This window comes from Enterobacter cloacae complex sp. HYC033_NIDB, from assembly GCF_056673335.1.
Window position 1 is genome coordinate 2,970,407 of record NZ_CP115123.1, and the last position, 18,113, is coordinate 2,988,519.

An 18,113-nucleotide genomic window follows, 5' to 3' on the forward strand; every position below is an offset into this window, starting at 1 on the left:
ATTTGACGTCAGCCATTGAAGTGCTTCACCATAGCCCTCAGTTTATTTCGAAGCTCGAAAATAAGGGAGTACGAGGTGGTTGCTGATAGTCAGCCAGGGCATATCGATCAGATCAAGCAGACCAACGCGGGTGCCGTTTATCGCCTGATTGATCAGCTTGGTCCGGTTTCGCGTATCGATCTTTCGCGCCTGGCACAACTGGCACCCGCCAGTATTACCAAGATTGTCCGCGAAATGCTGGAAGCCCATCTGGTTCAGGAAACAGAAATTCAGGAGCCGGGCAGCCGTGGCCGTCCGGCGGTAGGGCTGGTGGTGGAAACGGAAGCCTGGCACTACCTGTCGCTGCGGATTAGCCGCGGGGAAATCTTCCTCGCGCTGCGCGACCTCAGCAGCAAGCTGGTGGTGGAGGACCGGCTGGAACTCCCGCTTAATGCAGAGCAACCACTTCTCGATGCCATTCTGACCCACATCGACCAGTTCTTTATTCGTCACCAGCAGCGTCTTGAACGTTTAACGGCGATTGCGATCACCCTGCCGGGAATTATTGATACCGAAAATGGCATTGTTCACCGCATGCCGTTTTATGAAAACGTCAAAGAGATGCCGCTGGGCGACGTGCTGGAAAACCACACCGGTGTGCCGGTCTACATTCAGCATGATATCAGCGCCTGGACGATGGCGGAGGCATTGTTTGGTGCCTCCCGGGGCGCGCGCGACGTAATTCAGGTGGTGATTGATCATAACGTTGGCGCAGGTGTGATCACCGACGGGCGTCTGTTGCATGCTGGCAGCAGTAGCCTGGTGGAGATCGGCCATACGCAGGTCGATCCGTACGGAAAACGCTGCTACTGCGGTAACCATGGCTGTCTGGAGACGATTGCCAGCGTCGAAAGCGTGCTGGAGCTGGCGCAGGTGCGGCTCAGCCAGTCGATGAGCTCCACGCTGCACGGTCAGCCGTTGAGCGTTGAGGCACTGTGCGCTGCGGCAAGGCAGGGCGATCTGCTGGCGAAGGACATTATTACCGGCGTGGGCAATAATGTCGGGCGCATTCTGGCCATTATGGTGAACCTGTTTAACCCGCAAAAAATACTGATCGGCTCCCCGCTCAGCCAGGCGGCGGATATCCTCTTTCCGGCGATTTCCGCCTGCATCAATCAGCAGGCGCTTCCCGCGTACAGTAAAAACATCGTGGTCGAAAGTACGCAATTTTCCAACCAGGGTACGATGGCTGGCGCCGCGCTGGTAAAAGATGCGATGTACAACGGCTCGTTACTGATTCGTTTGCTTCAGGGCTAACTCTTTTCCAGAGATGTACGAAAAATTGCGCTATCTCAAGCCGGGTAGCGCACGCTTCCCGTAGACTTTCCCCACTGAATTATTTACCTGGTTTATATTTTTTGAAGCATACCCAAGAGGTGGAATGAGTCATGCTTAAGCGTTTCTTTATTACTGGTACGGATACGTCTGTCGGGAAGACAGTCGTATCCCGCGCGTTACTCCAGGCCCTGGCGGCAAGCGGTAAACGCGTTGCAGGATACAAGCCGGTTGCAAAAGGCAGTAAAGAGACGCCAGAAGGGCTGCGCAATAAGGATGCCCTGGTTCTGCAAAGCGTCTCGTCTCTGGAACTGCCTTATGATGCCGTTAATCCTATCGCCTTAAGCGAAGAGGAAAGCAGCGTCGCTCACAGTGGGCTTATCAACTACAGCCTGCTTTCTGATGGCCTGGCAAATCTGAGTGAAAAGGTTGACCACGTTGTCGTTGAAGGGACCGGCGGCTGGCGCAGCCTGATGAACGATTTACGTCCCCTTTCCGAATGGGTGGTGCAGGAGCAGTTGCCGGTGATTATGGTCGTGGGCATTCAGGAAGGGTGCATCAACCATGCCTTGCTGACGGCGCAGGCTATCGCTAATGACGGCCTGCCGCTGATTGGTTGGGTGGCGAACCGTATTAACCCGGGCCTTGCGCACTACGCTGAAATCATCGATGTGCTGAGCAAAAAGCTGCCTGGCCCGCTGGTGGGCGAACTGCCTTATCTGCCCCGCGCCGAGCAGCGCGAATTAGCGCACTACATCGATCTCTCGGCTTTCGGCGGTATGCTGGCCGTAGATCGAGTCGTGGCGTAGCGTTCTCGACAATACCGACGCCACAACACAGGCAACCAGCAAACCGGGAAGTAAAAAATACTGCCCGGTCATCTCACATACCATCAAGGCCGACATGATTGGCGCATGCGTTGTGGCGGCGAGCAGCGTCGCCATACCCGCCAGCCCGAGCAGGATCGCCGTCTCAGAGCCAGGAAACCACAGCGCAAAGATCTGCGCAAACAGCATTCCCGTTGCCATACCGACAAACAAGGTTGGCGTGAACACGCCTCCCGGCGCGCCGGACCCGCTGCTTGCCAGCACCGCCAGCAGTTTGCAAATAAAGACGCCAGCAATCACCGACAGCAGCGGCGGCGACTGCAAAAACGCCTGAACCACGCTATAGCCATTCCCCCATACCTTCGGCGTCAGCAGCGACAGCAGCCCGACGATCAGACCACCCAGCGCCAGCTGCCACGGCGGTGAAAGTTTGAGACGCAGAAACAGCCTGTGGCTGGCCGCCATCAGCCACATCAGCAGCGGGCCGCAAACGCCAGCCAGCAGACCCACGCCAACGATCAGGAAATAATCCACCGCCGTAAGCATCTCGCTGAGATAGACATCATATAGCGTATTCGCGCCGGGACTTAACAGGCGCGTGGTCAGCAGGGCCACTACAGCAGCAATCACCACCGGGCCGAGGGAGGCCAGCATCAGCGTGCCAAACAGGATCTCTGCGATAAACAGGCTGCCCGCCAGCGGCGCATGATAGGCGCTGGCCATCCCGGCGGCGGCACCGCAGGCGATCCACAGTTTCCATTCGGATTTCGGCGTACAACGTTGTGCAAAAAAGGAGGCGGCGAGGGCAGCAAGCAGGATCATGGCGCCTTCACGGCCGATGGCGCTGCCGCTGGCGACCACCAGCAACGACGCGAGGGATTTCACCAGGCTGGCGCCGTAATCAAACTGGCCGTCACCCGTCTCAAGCGCTTCCATATAATCGGTGGGGGCGTGGGGACGTTGTGCCGTCATGCGCTGCCATCCCCACAGTAGCATTCCCGCGGCCAGACCACCCAGCGCAGGCGTCAGCGCCCGCCGCCAGGGTGATAACGCGGCTGCGGCGTTCACCAGACTTCCGCTTTCGTTGCTGAGAAATAGCCACTCCAGCAGATACATGCTGTGGCGGAACACCGCAACGGCCAGCGCCGCCAGCACGCCGGTGACGGTAGCAATCAGGAGACGACGAAACATCGCGCGGATGTCGGGGTAAGCGTGAAGACGTTGCATGAAGTCGTGATTTAACGGGGACGATACAATATTGTGGCGGGAAATCGGGAGGTTAGCAAAAGGTATGCGTGCGGAAAAGGCCGGGCAGTACCCGGCCTGAATGCTTAACTCTCGCTATGAATATTTAATGCCCGGCGCGTACGCCCTGAACTCAAATACTCCGCAATATAATCCTGGGATATCTCGCCGTTATAGCGTCCGTCCTCGTCCACAATCGGCATCCAGCTGGTGTTGCTCTCATACAGGCGAGAAAGCACCACGCGCAGGTTATCCTCGGCCTTACCGGTCATGCGGAACGGATGCAGAATATCCCCGCAGCTGCCGCTGGCGTTACGCGCTTCGCGGCGCTTCACAAAGCCGAGCGGTTTGCCGTGCTCATCAACCACGGTAATGGCGCGAATATCGTTGTCATCCATGGTGGCGAAGGCCTCCGGCAGCGGCGTCGATTCGCGTACCGTAATGGTAGGCTGCTGGTCGGTGACGTCGCCCGCCGAGACCAGCAGCAGGCGTTTCAACGTCCGGTCCTGACCAACAAACGAGCCGACAAACTCATTCGCGGGTTTCGCCAGCAGCTCGTCCGGGCTGGCGCACTGCACGATACGTCCCTGACGGAAGACGGCAATACGGTCGCCCAGCTTCAGCGCTTCGTCAATATCGTGGCTCACCAGCATCACGGTCTTTTTCAGCTTGCGCTGCATCTCCAGGAACTGGTTCTGGATCACCTCACGGTTAATCGGGTCGACCGCGCCGAACGGTTCATCCATCAGCAGGACCGGAGGATCCGCTGCCAGCGCGCGGATGACGCCGATACGCTGCTGCTGACCGCCGGACATTTCGCGCGGATAGCGGTGAAGGAATTTATGCGGATCCATTGCCACCATATCCATCAGCTCCTCGGCACGGGATTTACAGCGCGCTTTGTCCCAGCCCAGCATGCGCGGCACGACGGTAATGTTCTCTTCGATGGTCATGTTCGGGAACAGGCCAATTTGCTGGATCACGTAGCCAATGTTGCGACGCAGGGTCACAGTGTCCATTCCGCTGGTGTCTTCGCCGTTAATCAGGATCGTCCCGCTGCTTGACGTAATGAGACGGTTGATCATCTTCAGGGTAGTGGTTTTCCCGCAGCCGGACGGGCCGAGCAGCACGCACATTTCCCCTTCAGGCACGTTCAGGTTGACGTTGTCGACGGCCTTAAACGTCTGGCCGTGTTTCTGTGAAAATTGTTTGGTGAGGTTTTCCAGTTTTATCATTATCGAATCCCCTTCGGAGTCAGTACCACCTGCAAACGGTGCAGCAACCAGTCGAGCACAATCGCTAAAAGACAAATCATCAGCGCGCCCGCAATCAACATACGAATATCACTCCCGCCAATACCGTTAAGCAGCAGCAGGCCCAGCCCGCCCGCGCCGATCACGGCGGCAATCGCCATGACGCCGATGTTCATCACCACGGCGGTGCGGATGCCGCCAAAAATCACCGGCAACGCCATCGGGATTTCCACCCAGCGCAGACGCTGCCAGAAGGTCATGCCGATGCCGCGTCCCGCTTCACGCAGGCCCGGCGGCAGGCTGTCGAGCGCCGTGTGGGTGTTACGCACAATCGGCAGCAGCGAATAGAGGAACACCGCCGTAATCGCGGGCAGGGCGCCAATGCCCTGACCGATCAGCGAAAAGAGCGGGATCATCAGGCCGAAAAGCGCAATTGACGGGATGGTGAGCACAATGGTGGCAATCCCCAGCACCGGCGTTGCCAGCCATTTATGGCGGACAATTAAAATGCCCAGCGGCACGCCAATAATAATCGCCAGGCCCACGGCGAGCGCCACAAGCCACAGGTGTTGCAGCGTCAGGGTTAAGAGATAGTCCCAGTTGTCGAGAATATAGTGAATCGTCTCCATAGCGCCTCCTACAGCAACTGTTTGCTACGCAGGAAATCACGGGCGACCTGCTGCGGTGACTGATGATCGATATCCACCTTCTTATTCAGTTCGGTGATAACGTCGTTATTGAGCTGGGCTGATAGGGTGTTCAGCGCCTCCTCCAGCCCCGGATTAGCCTCCAGCGTGTCTTTCCGAACAACTGGCGTCACGGCGTAACTCGGGAAGAAGCCTTTATCGTCTTCCAGCACTTTAAGATCGAAGCCCTTTACGCGCCCGTCGGTGGTGTAGATCAGCCCCGCATCGACAAACCCGTCGCGCACCGCGTTATAGACCAGGCCCGGATCCATCTGGCGGATCTGCGGGCGGTCCAGCTCCATGTTGTAGGCCGCCTGCAACGGTTTCATCCCGTCGCTGCGCCCGGCAAATTCCAGGTCAAGGCCCAGCAGCCAGTTGTTATCCGGATCGGTTTTACGGATCTGCTCAATCTTTGCCACCATCTCAGACATGGTATTGATATGTTCAGCCTCGGCGCGCTTGCGCTGCATGGCAAAGGCATAGGTATTGTTCATATCGGCAGGTTTAAGCCACACCAGACCGTGCTTCGCATCGAGGCGTTTCACCGTCTCGTACGATTCCTGCGGCGACATGCGTTTGTTGATGTGGTTGAAGATGATCAGCGAGGTGCCGGTATACTCCCAGGTCATATCAATCTGCTTGTTGATCATCGCGTTACGGGAAATCACCGTTGCAATATTGGTCTGAGGCTGTACCTGAAACCCTTTCTTTTGCAGATACTGCACGGTCATGGCCGAGAGAATGTGCTGCTCGGTAAAGCTCTTGGTGGCCAGGATCAGCGGCGCGGCGAGCGCCTGGCTGGTGAAGAGCGCGGCGGCGCATAGCGCCGTCAGCCCGGAAAACAGTCTCATAGAAGCTCCTTGTTATAATTATCGCGCGAGATGCGGGCTCAGTAATCGGCCCAGTGCCGCCAGCAGCGTATCCAGAATCAGGGCGAACAGAGCGGTGGCCGCCGCGCCCAGGATCAGCGTCGGGAAATCATTCAGATAGATCCCCGGGAAAATCAGCTCGCCGTAGCTGCTGGCGCCAATCAGGAATGCCAGCGGTGCGGTACCGACGTTAATCGCAGTGGCAATGCGAATACCGGAAAGCATCACCGGCCAAGCGTTTGGAATCTCAACCTGACTCAGGCGCTGCCATTTGGTCATGCCGATACCGTTTGCCGCTTCCAGCAACGACGCGGGAACAGAGCACAGCCCGGCATAGGTGTTACGCACAATCGGCAGCAGAGAGGCCAGAAAGAGGGCGATAATGGCCGGTTTATCACCGATGCCAATCACCACCATCGCCAGTGCCAGAACGGCCAGCGGCGGCAGGGTGTTGCCCACGTTAAAGATTTGCATCACATATTCGGCGATACCACGCGCGGCCGGACGGCTCAGCAGAATACCGCTTGGAATGCCCACCAGCAGGGCAAAGAACATGGATGAAAAGACCAGAATCAGGTGCTGTTGCCCGAGGTAAATCAGGTCAACCTGGCGCGCCTTAATCGTTTCCAGTCCTATTCCCCAGGTGAGGAGAGCGAGAACCACGATAATCGCGCCGACAAAAAGCAGCGAACGTTTAAGTAATGGGTGCATTGCGGTGTGTCTCCCTGTGCGCATGCGTTATAGCAACCACCGGTTGCCTGTTGTTATGCCATGTTTCGGCAGGGGTACTTCACCTATAGCAAGCGAAACGGAAGGGTTCCAGCGAAGGGGGTAAATCAGTAACCCTATGAAATTAGTGACAACCTGAGTGAAGCCTTATGGCATAAGGGCTGTCAGTGGGCAGGCAGAATAGTCTTAAAGAAGCACGCCTTATGTGACAACGTCACATAAGGCGTGCTGATTATACCTGTCGACTGAGCGCGGCGCGCACCTTGCGTACGCGCCACGAAATGCGGACGATAGAGAAGGCGGCGACGATTACCAGCAACAGGCCCAGCGCCAGCATCGCGTGGAATCCAAACTCTCTGAACAGGATCAGCCCCGCGATCCCGCCGCTGATAAAGGAGAAAAGGGTAGTTAAATGGGTTTTGAGCTGACTCTTTTGCGCGGCCGTATCTTTGGAGTAATCCCGGCGCAGCATGGCGACCATAACGGAGGCCAGCGAAATGCCCGCATCGGTCAGCGTGCCGGTGATGTGCGTGGATCTCACCCGACCGCCGGATAGTTGAGTAGAGGTAGAATTATGAATTCCCATCAACCCGCACAGGAAAATAATAATCTCCTGATTCGTGGCGAAGGAGTGAAAATACATTTCGTACAGGGATACCCCGGCCAGTAATAGCCCTTCAACAAACAGAACCTGGCTGAATACCAGCCTGACGTTATGGATAATCCCCCAGATAACAATAATCCGCGCAGCGATGGCACCTGAGACAAACGAAAGAATAATGGCACCAAAGAAAAGAATATCGCTGAGATCGGTGGAGGAAACTTCGCTGGATAGCTGCGAGGTATTGCCCGTCATATGCGAGGGAAAAAAACCGAACGCGCCCAGCGCAATGGCATTCAGCAGTCCCGCGGAGGTCGCCAGCCAGAGGGCAAGACGACGATCCTCCTGATGCGTTCGTTCTTTCTTTAATTTAATCAGCAAAGAATACCTCCGGTTTGAGCTTTGCCTGAATGTTCAAGCTAACAAAGCGATGTCGCTGGCTGACCAGGATATTGCTTAATTATTATTTCTACGGGAGGTGAGCGAGGTTTTGTAATTAAATAAAACAACCCTGTTAATATAATGCCTTATTTCCGATGGCGCGACGTCGTAAAAGTCAGCCCCCCTGCACTCAGGAGTAATATGCTGCTTAAAGCGAATGTGCTCTGCCAGCCAAAGGTATCAAACACCACGCCACCCGCCGTTGAGCCAAGCGCAATGGAGAGTTGGATCACCGCGACCATTAGCCCGCCGCCAGCCTCGGCATCTTCCGGTAACGTACGGGCTATCCACGTCCACCAGCCGGTGGGGGCCGCAGTTGCCAGCATTCCCCAGAAACCTAACAGCAGGGCCACGATCCACAGGCTGTCCCCGGTGAGCATTAATACCCCTGCAATCAGCGCCATAAGCAGCGGTATGGCCATTAAGGTGAGGTAAAACGCGGCATTCAGGACCAGCGCGACGATCAGCGTGCCGATGAAACCTGCGATACCGATAGTGAGCAGGATCAGCGATAAGCCGGAAGGACTGACGTGGGTGACGGTTTCGAGGACGGGGCGCACATAGGTAAATAACGCAAACTGTCCCATGAAGAACAGGCCGCACGCCATCAGACCCACCGAAACCGCAGGCTGGTGGAGCAGGCGAAATACGCTTTTACGTGGCGACGGCCGCTGGTTCCTGCCCATGTTGGGCAGGCTAAAATATTGCCAGATGAACGCCACAATCGCCACAGGAACCAGGCAAAGAAACGCGCCGCGCCAGCCAATGGTCGAGCCGAGATAACTGCCCAGCGGGGCGGCGACCACTGTCGCCAGCGCGTTGCCGCCGTTAAAAATCGCCAGCGCACGAGAGACCTGATGCTGAGGCACCAGCCGAATGGCGGTGGCAGCAGACATCGACCAGAAACCGCCGATGGCGATGCCGATCAGCGCCCGGCCTGCCATATACATCAAAGCGTTTGGGGCGAAGGCGATAATGATCCCTGACAGCGCCATCAGGACGGTCATGCCTGAAAGAAGATGTTTGCGATTCATATTCCCGGCAAGCCGGGAAAGAAAAAGGCTGGTCAGGACAGCCAGCGCACCAGAGAGGGCGATCCCCTGGCCAGCCGTCCCCTCTGTCACCCCTAAATCTCTGGCGAGGGGCGTGAGCAGACTGACGGGCATAAATTCCGAGGCAATGAGGACAAAAACGCACAGGGTCATGGCAAAAATACCGCCCCAGTGTGCACGCTCAGCATCACGGGATGAGGTTTGATTCAGTGTGGACATAGGTGTAATTCACGGCGAAGAGAAGATAAGCCCCCTGATTGCCGGGGGCTAAGAGAATTAATCCAGACTGGTTTTGAAAAACTGCCCGAACTGCGCGAACGGGATTTTCCCTGCGACGTTATCGTAGAGATCAACGTGATTCGCATCGGGAACAATCACCAGTTCCTTCTGTTTGCTGCCGACAGCTTTAAACGCATCTTCCGCAAAATAACGTGAGTGCGCGTTTTCACCGGTCACAATCAGCGTTGGGATGGTGATCTCCCCGGCATAGCTCAGCAGCGGCATATTCATAAAGGACAACGGCATGGTCGCGGTCCATGCGCCGGTGGAGTTTACGGAACGGGCATGGAAGCCGCGCGGCATACGGTAGTAATCATAGAACTCTTTCAGTACCGGATGCGGATCGGCGGGCAATGCTTCCGGCAGAATACGCCCGGCTGCCGTTACCTTACCGTTTTCATCGACATAAATATCGTGGCCGCCATGGGCGAAGGTGCCGCTTTCAGCATCTTTCCAGCGTTGCGCGTTCAGATACTGCAACACGGCCCGGCGATCGGCCGCTGAATAACGATCTTTCCCGTCGCCCACGCCGTGACCCATCGCACGGCTCATATCGTACATTACGCTGGTGGCGACCGCCTTCACGCGGGTATCCATGGATGCCGCGTTCAGCGCCATACCGCCCCAGCCGCAGATCCCGAGAATGCCGATACGGTTACGGTCGACTTCTTTCTGTAATCCGAGGAAATCCACTGCGGCGCTAAAGTCTTCGGTGTTGATATCAGGGGAGGCAACGTTACGCGGCTGGCCGCCGCTTTCACCCGTGTAGGATGGGTCGAAGGCCAGGGTCACGAACCCCTGTTCAGCCAGAGTCTGGGCGTAAAGACCGCTGGATTGTTCTTTAACCGCACCGAATGGTCCACTGACGGCAATCGCCGCCAGCTTCTGGTCGCCGCTGTTCCTGGGAATGTACAGATCGCCGACCAGGGTGATCCCGTATCGGTTCTCGAACGTCACCTTGCGGTGGTCGACTTTATTGCTCTCGGCGAAGGTCTTATCCCAGGTTGTCACCATCGAAACGGGGGCGGCAGGATTTCGTGTTTCTGCATAACTCATTGTTGTCACTCCACTTAATGATGCGCATAGCAGCAGCGCAACGGACAGTTTTTGGGTGAATGTTTGCATAAGAGGTACCGTGTGTTGTTGTAATGCGGTCATTATAGTTAGCAGGAATAGTGCTGATTAGAGGCCAAAGGCTGCTAGGATTAATATCATATTGTTATGAATTGATGAGGCATGATGGCGAAGCGGGAAAACTACAATGAGCTGTATCTGTTTATCCAGGTGGTGCGGGAGGGAAGCTTCACGGCAGCCGCGCAACGGCTCGGGCTGGCACAATCCGGGATCAGTCGATCGGTTCGCGAGCTGGAAGAGCGGCTGGGCGTTCGGCTTCTGGTGCGTACCACGCGCAAACTGTCGCTGACCCACGCCGGGGAGCAACTTTACCAGACCGCTGGTTCAGCCTTTGATGCGCTCGATACCGGGCTGACCAGACTGGCGCATTACCGCCAGACGCCATCCGGCACGGTGCGCATTAATGCCAGCCAGCACGCCATCGAAAAATGCCTGCTGCCAAAGCTCGCTATCTTCAAACAGCGTTACCCGGATATCCGTCTGGAATTGATGAATGAGAGCCGGTTCGTGGATATCATTGCCGAGCGATTCGACGCGGGCGTCCGGCTTGGGCCGGAGGTGGGACAAGGAATGATTGCCGTGCGCATCACGCCCGATATGGAGATGGCTGTGGTTGCCGCTCCGGCGCATTTTCGGCGCTATGGTTTCCCGCAGACGCCCGCCGATCTGGATGCTCATCCCTGCATTGCCTACCAGTTTGCCGACGGTAACCACTATCAATGGGAGCTTGTTCAGGACGGGAAGCATGTTACTCACCGCCCGGAGGGGCAATGGGCCTTTTCCGACAGCTACATGGAGGCCGAAGCGGCCCGGCTGGGACTCGGGTTGGCCTATGTCCCGGTTGAGCTGGTGGCTGACGATCTGGAGCGTGGCACGCTTATACGCGTCTTACAGCGCTACAGCCTGCGGATGGACGGACTGTACCTCTATTATCCACACCGCAACGTATCCCCGGCGTTGAGAGCGGTGATTGATACGCTGAAAATTTAGGGTGCCTCTTCGCTACGGTCTATACAGCCCCTACGTTTGTGATACGCTACTATTTTATATAGCGCAGCTCAACTAAGGCTCTGAAATGACAAAAATAATGCCAGAATATACGGTAGTTGACTTATCACGTTGGGCAAGAAAGGAACACTTTGAAGTATTTCAGGGCTTTGCTCAATCTACATTTAACCAAACGGTTCAGCTGGACATTACCGTGCTGCTAAAGCATATCAAAGAGGTTGGCTGGAAATTTTATCCTGCGATTATTTCCCTTATTTCTGACGTCGTAAACCGGCATCCGGAATTCCGTATGGCCATGAAGGATGATGAGCTTGTAATATGGAATGAGGTTCATCCAAGCTATACCCTTTTCCATAAAGAAACGGAGACATTTTCATCGTTATGGAGTCATTACGATGGAAATATTCACCATTTTCAGCGCGTTTATGCAGAAGATGTTGCCCGCTATGGCAATATCCTTGCTTACTGGCCTAAAGAAGAATCCCGGGAGAATATATTCTTCATATCGGATATTCCGTGGGTCAGTTTTAGCAGTTTTAACGTCAACGTCGCTAACATGCGGAATTTTTTTGCGCCCATGTTCACGTTTGGAAAATACTATAACCAGGATGGAAAGGTCTTGTTGCCTTTCGCCGTTCAGGTCCATCATTCTGTCTGTGACGGTTTCCATGTGGCCAGGCTGATCAACGAGTTACAAGAGTTGTGTGATAATTTACCGCACCATTCAGAGGCGCCCAACGTGTGATTCACGTGTTTTTAACATACGCCTGACGAGGGGAAATAATGGAACCGAATTTTACGCCAGAACAGATTGAAATGATTAACCGCATTGTTTTCGAGCAGATCGAGATCATGCATGAGAAAGTAGCTGAAATAATCGCAGATACAGAGACGGTGGCGCATCAGCGCCTGAAGGATAACCGGATCACTACGACAGATTTCTATCCTGCAAATAAAAACTTCCTGATGATGACCCTTGTACAGGATCTGATAGATAAAGTGCACGGGGGCGATAAGGACCTGGCCAAAACAATGATAACCATGGAAGCAAAAAGGCTGAATATCAGCGTAAACGTTGAGGCGGACAAATCAAGATAACAGGACGTATTTTCAGGGTTACGGTTGATGAATATAAGGTTCAGCCGACCTTAATAAAGCCGCGAGCCGTTTCCGGCCCGCGGCGGCAGGACAGGTGATGAGACGTTCTGACGATCAGGCGGCTTTGACGGCCCGGATTTTTTTGCTGCTGTCCGCATCTGATGCTGTTTTATCCGTTTCAGCATTGAGCTCGGGAAGCTTGCTGGTACGCAGGATATGCTGCACGGACTCTTTCTGCTCGGCGAGATAAAGACCAAGGTTCTCCGCCTGCGTTTCATCCATCTGCATTCCGCTTTGCAACAGCCAGTCGGTAAACGCTTCTGCCATATCGAGCAGTTTGTCGTGAGCGTCAGCCTCTTTCTTACTGGCAAATGTCATTTTTTCTTCACCTTTTCTTACGACAACAAATTTTGTTTCAACAGCCATTGTGTACCCCCGTATACTGTAATTATATACAGTGTAGCAGTTGTGACGTTGTGTTGCAGCAAAAATGTGCGAGCCTGGCCTGCACAACGGGTGGACAAGCCAGGTGCTGTTATCGGTACAGCGTTTTTTCGGCAATCGGGATCAGCAAAGTGGACTGCCATTCCGCCAGCGTCAGCTGGGCAAGTTTACCCAGCGCGGTGTAGAACGGATGGGCCGCGTTTTCAACGAATACGCTAAGGAAACGCGTGCTCCATGGCAGCAGATGCCAGGCAAGAAGCTGGTCGCGTTCTGTTTCGCGACCGTTCTCGGCAAGCCATGCCGCCAGCATCAGCAACGTTCCGAAATGATCTTCAGGCTCATTCTGCTGCATCTCAAAGGCGATATGGTTTTCACGCATCCACTGACGCAACGCGAGGGTCGAATCGCCAAACAGCACGGACTCGCGATCAAGCCAGACCGAGCCCCACGGGGGGGCGGGCAGGGCATACGGGCCAATAAACAGACGCTGCCAGGCGTCTTTCAACGCTTCATCCGATGGGGTCTTAAACATACTGGCGACAGGCAGCAGATTTTCCTCCGCCAGCGGCCAGTCCTGAACCCAGTCACCTGCGGTCAGGGCACTCACCAGCGGCGCGGTCTGCTCGCTGTCTGGAGCGAAATAAAACAGCGCGCCCAGTACCCGGGCGCTGAACGCGAACGATTCGCGGTGTGAGACGTCATTCATTACAACTTTCCTTACTTGCGCGCGGGTAGCCCCGCGCACCTGTGTTAACCTGCAATTGCTAACCCTGCGGTCATATGCAGACCATAAAATAGCCCACGGCCAATCAGTTCACCCAGCGCCACCAGCACGACACCTGCAAACAGGCCGAGCGTTTTTGGCTCCTGACGACGAATCAGCGGGCAGATCCAGCAGCCTAAACCCGCCGCCAGCAACGCGATGCGCCATACCTGAAGCGAACCATAATCCGGAAGCAGGGCGTTAGCCTGCTGGATGGAACTCTGTATTGTCCCCAGCGTATTGCTTTGCAACACGACGACCGCCACGCAGACGATAAGTGCCAGTGCGCTGACTGACGCGGCAAGAGTACTTTTGAATGTCACGTTTGCAACGCGCAGCAGCAGCGCGGCCAGCAGAGGACCAGCCAGAACCATCGTCAGGAAGAAGCTCAGCGTGGTGTAACCCGTATACCAGGTCGGGACAGTCTCAATCTGATAGACCCGGGTCATCGCCCAGACAAAAACGATGCCCAGGATCTGGCTGACAACCAGCCAGATTTTGCCCAAAGCTGGGGGCATTTTACCGATAACCGACACCAGCCACCAGAAACCGCCCACGGCAAAGAAGATCGAACCCGCCGCGATCTCATTACTCAGCGCTGACGCGCCCACGCGGTTAAGCGAGTTGAAGGCACGCAGCGGGGAGCCAAGATGCAGTACCGAGGCCATAAACCCAATACCCATTACCAGCCAGAGAAAAAACAGGCTGCGCACGATGCGCATGCTGGCCTTGTCATCATTTTCCTTAAGCCAGACGAAGCCCATCACGATTAACGCGCCGGCCACGCACTGCCCGAAAACGGTGAAGATCACCAGCGGCCATTCATGCCATCCACTTCCCATCTCACACCTCCTTCGGGTTTGCCAGGTAGCCGGTGGTGTCACCCGTCGGACGGCTGTTGGCGTTAGGTTTAATCACAATACTCGGCTTCGTGAAGTGCGCAGACGGCAGCGGCGCGACGGCAGCAAGCTGACCGTGTTTTTTGCGCAGCTCCTCAATCGGGCCAAAGTCCAGCGCGCGCAGCGGGCAGGATTCGACGCAGATGGGCTTTTTACCGTCCGCCACGCGGCTGTGGCAGCCGTCGCACTTGGTCATGTGGCCTTTGGCGGCATTGTACTGCGGCGCGCCGTACGGGCAGGCCATGTGGCAGTAGCGACAGCCGATGCAGACATCCTCGTCCACCACCACAAAACCGTCGTCGCGCTTGTGCATTGCCCCGCTCGGGCAGACCTTGGTGCAGGCCGGATCTTCGCAGTGGTTGCAGGCAATCGACAGGTAATAGGCGAAGACATTCTGATGCCAGACGCCGTTGTCCTCCTGCCAGTCGCCGCCCGCATATTCATAAATACGCCGGAAGCTGACGTCCGGGGTCAGGTCTTTGTAATCCTTGCAGGCCAGCTCGCAGGTTTTACACCCGGTGCAGCGGCTGGAATCAATAAAAAATCCATACTGGGTAGTCATCGGTTAATCCTTATGCCTTCTCGATCTGCACCAGGTTCGTGTGCTGCGGGTTGCCCTTCGCCAGCGGTGACGGGCGGTGCGTGGTCAGGGTATTGATGCAGGAGCCGTGATCGACACGATCGCCATTCATGTTGGCGTCATGCCAGGCGCCCTGGCCCATCGCGCTTACGCCGGGCATGATGCGCGGGGTGACTTTCGCGGCAATACGCACTTCGCCGCGGTCGTTGAAGACGCGCACCATATCCCCGTTTTTGATTCCACGTTGCTCCGCATCCACAGGGTTAAGCCACACCTCCTGGCGACAGGCGGCCTGGAGCACATCCACGTTGCCGTAGCTGGAGTGGGTACGGGCTTTAAAGTGGAAACCGAACAGTTGCAGCGGGAATTTGCTGCGCTCGGGCGCGTCCCAGCCTTCAAAGGTTGAGGTATAGACCGGCAGCGGGGTGATGGTTTCGTCTTTTTGCAGTTCCCAGGTTGCCGCAATATCCGCCAGCTTGCTGGAGTAGATCTCGATTTTGCCCGACAGGGTTTTCAGCGGATTGGCATCCGGATCGTCACGGAATTTTTTATAGGCCACAAAATGTCCGTTAGGATCTTTGCGCTTATAAATACCCATTTTTTTCAGCGCATCGTAGGATGGCAGCAGCGGATCTTTGGCGACCATTTTGGCGTACAGGTAGCGCAGCCACTGCTCCTGCGTACGGCCTTCGGTGAATTTCTGATGGATATCCGGTCCGAGGCGTTTCGCCACTTCACTCATGATCCAGTAGATGGGCTTGCGCTCGAACTTCGGGGCGGTAACCGGCTGGAGAAAAATCAGGTATCCCATGTTGCCGGCGTAATCGTTGGGGATGATATCTTCCTGCTCGACGGTCATCAGGTCCGGCAGAACAATATCGGCATACTTCGCAGACGAGGTCATAAAGTTGTCGATGACGACGATCGTTTCGCACTTGTTCTCATCCTGCAAAATGTCGTGAGTTTTGTTGATATCGGAATGCTGGTTGATGATGGTATTACCCGCGTAGTTCCAGATGAACTTGATCGGCACATCGAGCTTATCTTTGCCGCGTACGCCGTCGCGCAGGGCGGTCATCTCCGGTCCACGCACGATGGCATCCGTCCAGCTGAAGCAGGAGATTTGCGTTTTCACCGGATTTTCCGGCAGCGGCATGCGTTCGATGGTGATGGTGTAGGTCGATTCGCGCGCGCCGCTGTTGCCGCCGTTAATGCCGACGTTGCCGGTCAGGATCGGCAGCATGGCGATGGCGCGGGACGTTTGCTCCCCGTTAGCCTGACGCTGTGGGCCCCAGCCCTGGCAAATGTAGGCCGGTTTCGCCGAACCGATTTCACAGGCCAGCTTAATGATGCGATCGGCAGGGATGCCCGTTATGCGAGACGCCCACTCAGGGGTTTTCGCGGTTTTGTCATCACCCTGGCCGAGAATATAGGCTTTGTAATGACCATTAGCCGGTGCGCCTTCCGGCAGGGTTTTTTCGTCATAACCCACGCAGTATTTATCGAGGAAAGGTTGATCGACCAGATTTTCATTAATCAGCACCCACGCAATACCTGCCACCAGCGCGGCATCGGTGCCCGGACGAATCGGGATCCACTCGTCTTCACGCCCTGCGGCAGTGTCGGTATAGCGCGGATCGATAACGATCATCCGCGCGTTTGACCGTTCGCGCGCCTGCTCAAGGTAGTAAGTGATCCCGCCGCCGCTCATGCGCGTTTCCGCCGGATTACATCACGACCAGTTTGGTGTTTTCGATATCCGATGTGCTGTTGCCGTCGTTGCTGCCGTAGGTGTAGGGCATTGCGCAGGCGATCTGCGCGGTGCTGTAGGTGCCGTAGTGGCTGAGGAAGCCGCCGTAGCAGTTCATCAGGCGCGCGACCAGCGAGGCATAAGGGGAGGAGCGGGTGATGTTGCCGCCTACAATTCCGGAGGAGTAGTTAATGTAGACCGCTTCGTTGCCGTATTTTTCGACCACGCTTTTCAGGCTCGCGGCGATGGTGTCCAGCGCTTCTTCCCAGGTGATACGCTCAAACTTGCCTTCTCCGCGTTTGCCCACGCGTTTCATCGGATAGTTCAGACGGTCTGGGTGATTAATGCGACGGCGAATTGAACGGCCTCGCAGACAGGCGCGAACCTGATGGTTGCCGTAAATATCCTCGCCGGTATTATCCGTTTCAACCCAGTAGACTTCGTCATCGCGAACGTGCATCCGCAGGGCGCAGCGGCTACCGCAGTTCACCGAGCAGGCGCCCCAGACGACTTTGTCTTCTGCGGGCTGAATAGCGGTCTGCACAGCGGCGGCGGCGCTTTTCAGACCAAAAGGTAATGCGATCCCACCGGCGGCAAGCGCCAGAGATCCTATGGCAGTAGATTTAACCAGAGTTCGACGGCTTATACCGCCGTGATGTTCAACTTCGGACATAACTCACCCCATCATTGTTAATAATTATTTTCACCCGTGACTACAACCGGGCTAATGATGGGGGGAGTGTTACTTATTTAGAGGTATTAAATATTAATCCTCGTCAAATCAGGGGAATTGAGTGGGAAAATCATTGCGGCTCAGCGGGCGCATTCTCTTGCGTACCTGCGCCGCTCACCGGGTAGTTGCCGCTACTGGTGCGGGTGTACAAAATTTTGAAAGTATCGTTGGCACAATGCCCAACGACCTGCGCATCCGGCTGATCGGCCTGATCGTTCGGGACGATGTTCAGGGTAAAGCCAGACTCCGGTACGCCGTTGTTGATAATCTTCTGCTGAATGTCGCTTTTCACGCGCTCGCAGGAGTCCGGGGCCGCAAGAAGAGCGGGTGAAGCACTCATTAACAGCAGGGCGGTAATCCAGGGTAACCGTTTCATCTGTAGCTCCTTTTCACTGTGTAGACTGTAAG

General features: G+C 55.7%; 18 protein-coding genes and 1 pseudogene. 5 read left to right on the forward strand and 14 right to left on the reverse strand.

Translation table 11 applies throughout. The annotated features are described in order from the left end of the window. The first annotated feature begins 75 nt into the window (after positions 1 to 75). Together mlc and bioD are read left to right on the forward strand one after the other, a co-directional pair. A complete protein-coding gene (mlc, locus tag O1721_RS14360) occupies positions 76 to 1,296 on the forward strand; it encodes a sugar metabolism global transcriptional regulator Mlc (RefSeq protein WP_003857451.1) in 1,221 nt (406 codons plus the stop codon). A gap of 131 nt (positions 1,297 to 1,427) precedes the next feature. Then, complete coding sequence (bioD, locus tag O1721_RS14365) at positions 1,428 to 2,123, forward strand: dethiobiotin synthase (RefSeq protein ID WP_015570628.1); 696 nt, start codon at positions 1,428 to 1,430, stop codon at positions 2,121 to 2,123. Here bioD and clcB read toward each other — a convergent pair. The 8 genes from clcB to O1721_RS14405 all read right to left on the reverse strand — a co-directional run bounded on the left by clcB (position 2,058) and on the right by O1721_RS14405 (position 10,421). Further along, positions 2,058 to 3,368, reverse strand: coding sequence for a voltage-gated ClC-type chloride channel ClcB (gene clcB / locus O1721_RS14370; RefSeq protein ID WP_032648179.1), 1,311 nt, complete (start codon positions 3,366 to 3,368; stop codon positions 2,058 to 2,060). The genes bioD and clcB overlap by 66 nt on opposite strands. 104 nt (positions 3,369 to 3,472) lie before the next feature. Then, complete coding sequence (osmV, locus tag O1721_RS14375) at positions 3,473 to 4,621, reverse strand: osmoprotectant ABC transporter ATP-binding protein OsmV (protein ID WP_032648182.1); 1,149 nt, start codon at positions 4,619 to 4,621, stop codon at positions 3,473 to 3,475. Next, positions 4,621 to 5,268 (reverse strand): osmoprotectant ABC transporter permease OsmW, encoded by a 648-nt coding sequence (osmW, locus tag O1721_RS14380; RefSeq protein WP_006808875.1) that lies wholly within the window; start codon positions 5,266 to 5,268, stop codon positions 4,621 to 4,623. Before osmW ends, osmV begins: the two co-directional genes overlap by 1 nt. Before the next feature lie 8 nt (positions 5,269 to 5,276). Beyond that, positions 5,277 to 6,176: an osmoprotectant ABC transporter substrate-binding protein OsmX gene (gene osmX, locus O1721_RS14385; RefSeq protein WP_017694085.1), complete on the reverse strand. Its 900-nt coding sequence runs from the start codon at positions 6,174 to 6,176 to the stop codon at positions 5,277 to 5,279. An 18-nt stretch (positions 6,177 to 6,194) separates the two neighbouring features. Further along, positions 6,195 to 6,905, reverse strand: a complete 711-nt coding sequence (gene osmY, locus O1721_RS14390) for an osmoprotectant ABC transporter permease OsmY (RefSeq protein ID WP_032648184.1) — start codon at positions 6,903 to 6,905, stop codon at positions 6,195 to 6,197. A 250-nt stretch (positions 6,906 to 7,155) separates the two neighbouring features. Next, positions 7,156 to 7,905 carry a YoaK family protein gene (locus O1721_RS14395; RefSeq protein WP_017384553.1) on the reverse strand — a complete coding sequence of 250 codons (750 nt, stop codon included), beginning with the start codon at positions 7,903 to 7,905 and terminating at the stop codon, positions 7,156 to 7,158. A 146-nt stretch (positions 7,906 to 8,051) separates the two neighbouring features. Continuing rightward, positions 8,052 to 9,236 (reverse strand): MFS transporter, encoded by a 1,185-nt coding sequence (locus tag O1721_RS14400; protein WP_032648186.1) that lies wholly within the window; start codon positions 9,234 to 9,236, stop codon positions 8,052 to 8,054. Between the two features lie 57 nt (positions 9,237 to 9,293). After that, the gene (locus O1721_RS14405; RefSeq protein WP_045324851.1) at positions 9,294 to 10,421 is read right to left on the reverse strand and encodes an alpha/beta hydrolase; all 1,128 of its coding nucleotides are present in this window, start codon (positions 10,419 to 10,421) and stop codon (positions 9,294 to 9,296) included. A 114-nt stretch (positions 10,422 to 10,535) separates the two neighbouring features. On the opposite strand from O1721_RS14405, the gene O1721_RS14410 reads away from it, so the two are divergent. The 3 genes from O1721_RS14410 (at position 10,536) to O1721_RS14420 (ending at position 12,536) form a co-directional block, all read left to right on the forward strand. Beyond that, positions 10,536 to 11,420 carry a LysR family transcriptional regulator gene (locus tag O1721_RS14410; RefSeq protein WP_017384550.1) on the forward strand — a complete coding sequence of 295 codons (885 nt, stop codon included), beginning with the start codon at positions 10,536 to 10,538 and terminating at the stop codon, positions 11,418 to 11,420. Positions 11,421 to 11,505: 85 nt separating this feature from the next. Then, a complete protein-coding gene (gene catA / locus O1721_RS14415; RefSeq protein WP_032648191.1) occupies positions 11,506 to 12,183 on the forward strand; it encodes a type A chloramphenicol O-acetyltransferase in 678 nt (225 codons plus the stop codon). Positions 12,184 to 12,221: 38 nt separating this feature from the next. Next, on the forward strand, positions 12,222 to 12,536 hold the full coding sequence (locus O1721_RS14420; RefSeq protein ID WP_032648192.1) for a hypothetical protein: 315 nt from the start codon (positions 12,222 to 12,224) through the stop codon (positions 12,534 to 12,536). Positions 12,537 to 12,650: 114 nt separating this feature from the next. Here O1721_RS14420 and O1721_RS14425 read toward each other — a convergent pair whose 3' ends face one another. The 6 genes and pseudogenes from O1721_RS14425 to O1721_RS14450 form a co-directional block, all read right to left on the reverse strand. Beyond that, positions 12,651 to 12,962, reverse strand: a complete 312-nt coding sequence (locus O1721_RS14425) for a YebG family protein (protein ID WP_017384548.1) — start codon at positions 12,960 to 12,962, stop codon at positions 12,651 to 12,653. Positions 12,963 to 13,071: 109 nt separating this feature from the next. Next, positions 13,072 to 13,686, reverse strand: a complete 615-nt coding sequence (dmsD, locus tag O1721_RS14430) for a Tat proofreading chaperone DmsD (RefSeq protein WP_015570619.1) — start codon at positions 13,684 to 13,686, stop codon at positions 13,072 to 13,074. A gap of 44 nt (positions 13,687 to 13,730) precedes the next feature. Beyond that, the gene (locus tag O1721_RS14435) at positions 13,731 to 14,585 is read right to left on the reverse strand and encodes a dimethyl sulfoxide reductase anchor subunit family protein (RefSeq protein ID WP_032648194.1); all 855 of its coding nucleotides are present in this window, start codon (positions 14,583 to 14,585) and stop codon (positions 13,731 to 13,733) included. A 1-nt stretch (position 14,586) separates the two neighbouring features. Next, a complete protein-coding gene (locus O1721_RS14440) occupies positions 14,587 to 15,204 on the reverse strand; it encodes a DMSO/selenate family reductase complex B subunit (protein ID WP_017384545.1) in 618 nt (205 codons plus the stop codon). A gap of 10 nt (positions 15,205 to 15,214) precedes the next feature. Then, positions 15,215 to 17,645 (reverse strand): annotated as a pseudogene (ynfE, locus tag O1721_RS14445) (selenate/tellurate reductase subunit YnfE). Positions 17,646 to 17,775: 130 nt separating this feature from the next. Further along, positions 17,776 to 18,081 (reverse strand): DUF1161 domain-containing protein, encoded by a 306-nt coding sequence (locus O1721_RS14450; RefSeq protein ID WP_003857424.1) that lies wholly within the window; start codon positions 18,079 to 18,081, stop codon positions 17,776 to 17,778. Between the last annotated feature and the right edge of the window lie 32 nt (positions 18,082 to 18,113).